Source organism: Sulfuricaulis sp., from assembly GCF_041499725.1.
Lineage (GTDB): Bacteria > Pseudomonadota > Gammaproteobacteria > Acidiferrobacterales > Sulfurifustaceae > Sulfuricaulis.
Window position 1 is genome coordinate 1 of record NZ_JBGQKW010000110.1, and the last position, 6,871, is coordinate 6,871.

8 protein-coding genes are annotated in these 6,871 nt (G+C 61.7%); 3 read left to right on the top strand and 5 right to left on the bottom strand.

Going from position 1 to position 6,871, the window contains the following annotated elements; translation table 11 throughout:
- The coding region (gene rimO / locus ACC569_RS13375) for a 30S ribosomal protein S12 methylthiotransferase RimO (protein ID WP_372524031.1) at positions 1–1,044 on the top strand (1,044 nt) is incomplete at its 5' end.
- On the opposite strand, the gene mtnC is transcribed toward rimO, so the two are convergent.
- Together mtnC and ACC569_RS13385 are read right to left on the bottom strand one after the other, a co-directional pair.
- Positions 1,034–1,708: an acireductone synthase gene (mtnC, locus tag ACC569_RS13380; protein WP_372524032.1), complete on the bottom strand. Its 675-nt coding sequence runs from the start codon at positions 1,706–1,708 to the stop codon at positions 1,034–1,036. The genes rimO and mtnC overlap by 11 nt on opposite strands.
- A 19-nt stretch (positions 1,709–1,727) precedes the next feature.
- Positions 1,728–2,921, bottom strand: a complete 1,194-nt coding sequence (locus ACC569_RS13385; protein ID WP_372524033.1) for a class I SAM-dependent methyltransferase — start codon at positions 2,919–2,921, stop codon at positions 1,728–1,730.
- Positions 2,922–3,068: 147 nt separating this feature from the next.
- Here ACC569_RS13385 and ACC569_RS13390 point away from each other — a divergent pair, with 147 nt between their 5' ends.
- Positions 3,069–3,821: a pteridine reductase gene (locus tag ACC569_RS13390; protein ID WP_372524034.1), complete on the top strand. Its 753-nt coding sequence runs from the start codon at positions 3,069–3,071 to the stop codon at positions 3,819–3,821.
- 14 nt (positions 3,822–3,835) lie between these two features.
- Here the strand turns inward: ACC569_RS13390 and folK are convergent, their stop codons facing one another.
- Together folK and folB are read right to left on the bottom strand one after the other, a co-directional pair.
- On the bottom strand, positions 3,836–4,330 hold the full coding sequence (gene folK / locus ACC569_RS13395) for a 2-amino-4-hydroxy-6-hydroxymethyldihydropteridine diphosphokinase (RefSeq protein ID WP_372524035.1): 495 nt from the start codon (positions 4,328–4,330) through the stop codon (positions 3,836–3,838).
- A gap of 4 nt (positions 4,331–4,334) precedes the next feature.
- Complete coding sequence (folB, locus tag ACC569_RS13400) at positions 4,335–4,688, bottom strand: dihydroneopterin aldolase (protein WP_372524036.1); 354 nt, start codon at positions 4,686–4,688, stop codon at positions 4,335–4,337.
- A gap of 63 nt (positions 4,689–4,751) precedes the next feature.
- Here folB and plsY point away from each other — a divergent pair, with 63 nt between their 5' ends.
- A complete protein-coding gene (gene plsY / locus ACC569_RS13405) occupies positions 4,752–5,339 on the top strand; it encodes a glycerol-3-phosphate 1-O-acyltransferase PlsY (protein WP_372524037.1) in 588 nt (195 codons plus the stop codon).
- Here plsY and tsaD read toward each other — a convergent pair whose 3' ends face one another.
- Positions 5,340–6,380, bottom strand: a complete 1,041-nt coding sequence (gene tsaD, locus ACC569_RS13410) for a tRNA (adenosine(37)-N6)-threonylcarbamoyltransferase complex transferase subunit TsaD (protein ID WP_372524038.1) — start codon at positions 6,378–6,380, stop codon at positions 5,340–5,342.
- Positions 6,381–6,871 lie beyond the last annotated feature (491 nt).

The window sequence follows — 6,871 nt, forward strand, 5'->3', positions numbered from 1 at the left end:
CAGGTGCTGGCTGTCACCGGTCCGCACGCGCTCGAGGAAGTCATGCGATCGGTGCACGCGCACCTGCCAAAGCCGCATGACCCCTACACCGACCTCGTGCCGGCGCAAGGGATCAAGCTCACGCCACGGCACTACGCCTATCTAAAGATTGCCGAGGGCTGCAATCATCGCTGTACTTTCTGCATCATTCCCTCGATGCGCGGCGATCTTGTGAGCCGCGACATTGGTGAGGTCATGCAGGAGGCGGAAAATCTGGTCAAGGCGGGCGTGAAAGAGCTGCTGGTGATCTCGCAGGACACCAGCGCCTACGGCGTGGACGTGAAATACCGCGCCGGTTTCTGGCAGGGGCGGCCGGTGAAAACACGCATGACCGATCTCGCGCGCGCCCTGGGTGAACTGGGCGTATGGGTGCGGTTGCATTACGTCTATCCCTATCCGCACGTGGATGAAATCATTCCGCTCATGGCGCAGGGGAAAATCCTGCCGTATCTCGACGTGCCGTTTCAGCACGCGAGTTCGCGGATACTGAAGCTCATGAAGCGTCCGGCGAGTGCCGAGAACAATCTGGCGCGTATCGAAAACTGGCGCGCCATCTGCCCCGACATCACGCTGCGTTCCACCTTCATCGTCGGTTTTCCGGGTGAGACCGAGCGGGAGTTTGAAGAGTTGCTCGATTTTCTGCGCGCGGCGCAGCTCGATCGCGTGGGTTGCTTCGCCTACTCGCCCGTGGAGGGTGCCGCGGCCAATGTGCTGTCCGACGCGGTGCCGGAAGAAGTGAAGCGGGAACGCCTGGCGCGCTTCATGGAATTACAGGCGGAAATTTCCGCGGAAAAATTGCAGCGCAAGGTCGGGAAAACCCTGACGGTGCTGGTTGATAGCATCGAGGAAGGCCAGGCGGTGGCCCGTTCCAGCGCCGATGCGCCCGAGATTGACGGGGTGGTGTACGTCGAGAACGCGCGCGACCTTAAGCCGGGTGATTTCTGCGAGGTCCGCGTCACGCGCGCGGGCGAGCACGACCTCTGGGCGCGGCGACTTAAAGCGTAATTTCGTCGAAACTTCGGGCCTGCCGGTGTGCCGCCTTGGGATCGATAGCCCCATCCCTTACCAGCCAAATGGTTTGCATTCCCGCCGCCTGTGCGGCGTCGAGTTCTTCCCGTATGTCGGAAAGAAACAGGATGTCATCGGGTGCGCTGCCGATGGCCGCGGCGATCTTGCGGTATGAACCGGCCTCGCGCTTGTTGCCGATATTCGTGTCGAAATAGCCTGAAAACAACGGTGTCAGGTCACCGTAGCCGGTGTGCGCGAACAGTAGTTTTTGGGCCTGGACCGAGCCGGAGGAAAAGACATAGAGCCGGATACCGGCCTGTTTCCATTTTTGCAGATGGCGCACGGCGTCTTCGTACATGTGCCCCTTGAAGTCGCCTTTTTTGTAGCCGTCTTCCCAGATCATGCCCTGCAAGCTCTTCAGCGGCGTGATCTTCTTGTCCTCGGCGATCCAGCGGAGGAGCTGTTCAATAACTTCCGCTTCAGTCAGGTTTTTCCCGTTCAGCCGCTGCACCTCATCCAGTTCATGCCGCACCGCGGGTTCCTGCGCGTGGGCGCGCACGAACTCCGCCATGCGCGCGCGCGAATAGGGGAACAGCACGTCCTTCACAAAGGACAGCGAAGAGGTGGTTCCTTCGATGTCGGTGACTATCGTTTTAATCATTGTTTTAGTTACGTCCAATTCAGAGTCGCCCGCGCCGGTCATAGTCCGCAAACCCCAGGAACGGATCCTGGACGCCGCGCCCGAGGGTGATGACTTTATACAGTTCACCCATCTCGTGCGGCGAGGTGAGTTTCTTGACCTGCTGCGTGAGTTCGAGATGCGCGCGCGTATCTTCCGGGTCCGAGGCCGACATCAGTTGTTCCAGTCCGCAACCGATCAGAAATGCCGCCTGCGAAGAGTAGCCGAGCAGCGACAGACCGGTCTCGGTTCCGGCTTCGGCGATGGCGGTGAAATCGACATGCGCCGTGATGTCCTGCAGACCGACGAGCGTCAGCGGATCGTCATGGGCGCGATGACGGTAGTGGCACATGAGCGTGCCGTCGGTGCGTTGCGGATGATAGAACTCGGCACGCGGAAAGCCGTAATCGACGAACAGCATCACGCCCTGTTCCAGGATATCGGCGACGCTGCGCACCCAAGCCTCCGCCTGCAGATTGATTTCCGAGGTGTAGCCCGGTGGCAAGGCGAGGGGTTCGATGCGCCGCCGGATCGCTTCATCCGCTTGTTTTTCCTGCCAGCAGAAGCGGTCATTCTGCCAGGCGACATGAAATTGCCGGACGCCGTCCTCCGCGATCCGGAAACGCTCGACCGGCATGGCATCGAGCAGTTCGTTCGCCAGCACCATGCCGTGGAAGCTGCCTGGCAGCGTGTCGAGCCAGCGAATGTGTTCCAGAAGATGCGGCACCTTGCGCCGGAGCGTCTCGGCCTGACGATCGCGCAATTCGTTGCTGAGTTCGAGAATGAGATAACTTTCCGGGAGACGGCCCAGTGCTTCCAGCTCGAGCAGCAGGTCGGCCGCCAGCGCGCCGCTGCCGGCGCCGGCCTCCAGAATATCGCCGCCCCCGAGTTGCGCCAGGATCGACCGGCACGGTCGCGCGAGACAGCGCGCGAACAACGAACCCATTTCCGGGGCGGTGATGAAGTCGCCCGGCGCGCCGAATTTATGCTTGCCAACCGCGTAGTAGCCCAGTCCCGGAGCGTAGAGCGCCAGTTCCATGAAGCGCGCAAAGGAAAGGGAGCCTCCACGGGCGGCAATTTCCTCGCGCAGGCGCTGCTGAAGCCTGGTGCTGTGCGCCTGTTCCTCGGCGGTCGGCGGCGGCAAGGCGTGTGGGTCGGGACTGGCCGTCTGGCCATGGCGGTCGGGCAATTTCATCGGGCGGCTTGGCGCAAGGACGGGCAACCGGTATCGTGTCGAGTCTGGAACTATACTGGATATTCTATGATCAAGACGAACGAGCGAAGCGAGCAAGGCGTAATCTTATGGCAGGACGAACGAGCGTAGCGAAGTAGGGCTGCATTTATGGCCGACAACCCCCTCGAAGGCAAGGTGGCTCTGATCACGGGCGGTGCGCACCGCATCGGTGCGGCCGTGGCGCGCATGCTGCATGCCCAGGGCATGAAGCTCGTGATTCATTATCACACCTCGGAAAAGGCCGCCCACGCCCTGCAGGAGGAGTTGCACCAGAACCGGCCGGAATCGGTGATGCTGGTGCGCGGGGACCTCACTAGCGGCGAGCGCCAGGCGCGTAATCTGGTGTTCGAAACCGTCGAGTCCTTCGATCGTCTCGACGTGCTGATCAACAATGCCTCGCGCTTTTATCCCACCCCCGTCGGCGAAGTGACCGAATCGCAGTGGGACGATATCGTGGGCACCAACCTCAAGGCACCGTATTTTCTCGCGCAGGCGGCCGTGCCGCACCTCCGTAAAACCGGCGGCTGTATCGTCAACATCGCGGATATTTATGGCGACCGCCCGCTGATCGGTTATCTCATCTACAGTGTCGCCAAGGCCGGCGTGATCATGCTTACCAAGGCATTGGCGCGCGAACTGGGGCCGGAGATCCGGGTCAACGCCATCGCCCCCGGAGTCATCCTCTGGCCCGAGAGCGACCTCGACGAAATGTCCAAGCAACGCATCATATCGCGCACGCCGCTCAAGCGTTCCGGCGAACCCGACGACGTCGCGCGCACGGCGCTGTTCCTGATCCGCGACGCCGGTTTCATTACCGGTCAGGTGCTGGCGGTCGACGGCGGACGCTGGGTGGTGATGTAGGAAGCATCGGCGTATCACGACCGCGGATCAAAATCCGTTTTCCAGATTTCCTGTTTTCCTGAATCGAACTGCTCCCACATCCTGGCGCAGGTGAGCCCCGTTTCCGGGTGCCGCAGATCCGGCGCGATGTCCGCCAGCGGACGCAGCACGAAGGCGTAACGCTGGATGTCCGGATGGGGCAGATTGACCTGGCCGTCATGCCGCACGATATCGCCGTAGAGCAGCAGGTCGAGATCGAGAGCGCGTGCGCTGAAACGATTTTCCCGGCGGCTGCGCCCGAAGCGTGACTCGATGTGTGAAAGTGTTTCCTTGATGCGCTCGATCGGTTCGGCGGCGTCGAAACCTGCCACGAGGTTGTAGAAGTTATCGCCCTCGAATCCGTGGGCTTTGCTTTCATACACGGGGGACAGGGTGAGAGGGCCGTAATGCGCCGCCAGTTCGCGCACCGCCCCGCGAATGCTGTTTCCCCTGTCGATGTTGCTGCCGATCCCGACATACACCCGCGGCACAGACTTACGCCTCGCCGCGTTCAATGATTATGCCCACGTCGCCGGCACCGCGGACGGCGCCTTTCTTGTTGACGCGTACACGTACCCACTTGAGTTTGAACTCGGTGAGCAGAATTTCAGCGACCTTCTCGGCCAGAGTTTCGACCAGCTGGAATTGCGAGCCACCGACGAAGTCGATGAGTCGCTTGGCCACGGCCTTGTAATTGAGCGTATCGTCGATGCGGTCCGTGGCCGCGGCACGGCGGATGTCCGCGGCCATGTCGAGGTCGAGGATAATGGTCTGCTTGACGCGGCGTTCCCACTCCCAGATACCGATGATGCACTCGATCTTGAGGTCGTGGAGGTAGATAATATCCATGGATTGCCACTATAACGAAAACACCTGTGACTGTCTTTTACGAACTTCCGTGACCAACTTCAGATGACGTGGCTTTACTCCCTTCCGGTTCTGGCCTATTTGCTCGGTTCGATTTCGAGCGCCGTTGTCATCGCCCGCGTCATGGGCCTGCAGGATCCGCGCGAGGTCGGTTCGAAGAATCCCGGCGCGACCAACATCCTGCGCTACGGCGGCAAGATGGCGGCGGTGCTGACACTGGCGGGCGATATCCTGAAAGGGGCGATCCCGGTGCTGGCCGCACGCGCCCTGACCGCCGACGCCGTGATCATCACGCTCTGCGGTTTCGCCGCCTTTCTCGGCCACCTGTTTCCGGTGTTCTTCGGTTTCCGCGGTGGCAAGGGAGTGGCGACGGCGCTGGGTGTGTGGTTCGCGCTCAATCCCTGGGTGGGCCTGGCGTTGCTCGTCACCTGGGTGCTCATGGCGCTGCTGTTCCGCTATTCCTCGCTGGCGGCGCTCACCACGTCCGCGGCGGCGCCGCTGTATGTCGCATGGCTGTCGCCGGGCACTCCCTATCTGGCGACCATGATCGTCATGAGCGCGATTTTGATATTCAGGCACCGCTCCAACATCCGCAATCTCATCGCCGGCACGGAAAATAAGATCGGGCGTTAATCAGTTTTTGGCCGCGCCGATTTCCTCGATAGGCCAACGCGCCCGCGCGCCGAAAGACAAGGGCTCGCGCTGTCCCGCCGCCAGACGCAGATATCCGGCGTAGGCGATCATGGCGCCGTTGTCGGTGGAGAATTCCGGCCGTGGAAAAAACACGCGCACGCCAAGTTTTTCAGAAAGATGTATCAGACGTTCGCGCAATTTCCGGTTGGCGCTGACCCCGCCGGCCACCACCAGTTGCTTCGCACCGGTTTGCTCGAGCGCCCACTCGCACTTGATCGCCAGCACATCCACGGCGGCTTCTTCGAACGAGGCGGCGATGTCGGCGACCAGCCGGGACGTCAGCGGCTGGTTTTGCACCGCGGTGACGACCGCGGTCTTCAGACCGCTGAAACTGAAATCGAGTCCCGGATGCGCGCCCTGAGTCTTGAGCCGGCCGGTCTTGGGCCGTGGAAACTGAAACCGCTTGGGATCGCCGTCCAGCGCCGCCTGCGCGATGGCGGGTCCGCCCGGATAACCGAGGCCGAGCAGTTTGGCGGTTTTGTCGAAGGCCTCGCCCACGGCATCGTCCACGGATTCACCCAGGATGGTGTAACGGCCCAGTGCCTGCACGTCGGCGAGCAGCGTGTGCCCGCCCGAGACCAGCAGCGCGGTGAAGGGAAAGGCCGGCGGGTCGGGTTCGAGCATGGGCGAGAGCAGATGTCCTTCCATATGATGAATGCCGACACAGGGCACATTCCAGGCAAGGGCGAGTGATCGCCCCAGGGCCGCGCCCACGAGCAGCGCTCCCGCCAGCCCCGGCCCGGTGGTATAGGCGATGCCGTTAATCTGGTCCGGACGGGTCTTGGCTTCCTGCATGACTGCCCGGATCAGGGGCAGCGCCTTGCGGATGTGGTCGCGTGCGGCCAGTTCCGGCACTACCCCGCCGTAGTCGAGGTGCAGTTCGGTCTGGGAAAACAGCCGATGCGCCAGCAGGCCCTGGCCGGAATCATAGAGAGCTACGCCGGTGTCATCGCAGGAGGTTTCTATCCCGAGTACGCGCATGGGCCCGATTTTACACGGGAAGGGCCTGATTTCCGGTCTATAGATGTACAAATCCGGCGGGAATCTATAGAATCGCCGCCTTGTGCGACCCGAAGGGGTCGGCTTGGGCTTGACGGCCCGGTGCGCTCATCTTAGGCACGAAGCGCTAGTTCGGCGCAATATAAAACGAGCATAGACCATCCGAAAATCGGTCCTCCCGTTTTCGGATCACCCGCAGCAACCACGCGGGTAGCAAACCCTGGCGCACGCCAGGTTGAGTCCTCAAACAGGTGTGCGCTAAGGGTCACGCGGAGCAATCCGTGGACTCATCGTGCGCCTGTGCCTCATTAGAACGAGGCACGAGGATTCAAAGCCGACAACCGTGCATCTGTGCCTAGAGGGTGCAATTCCCTCCCCGCTGACATGGCGGTGAATGCATCAGCCCATGCGCGAGATAGACTTCTTCTCGGGTGTGAAGCGGCTGGAAACGGTGGAGTCTGCGAGCCTCAATG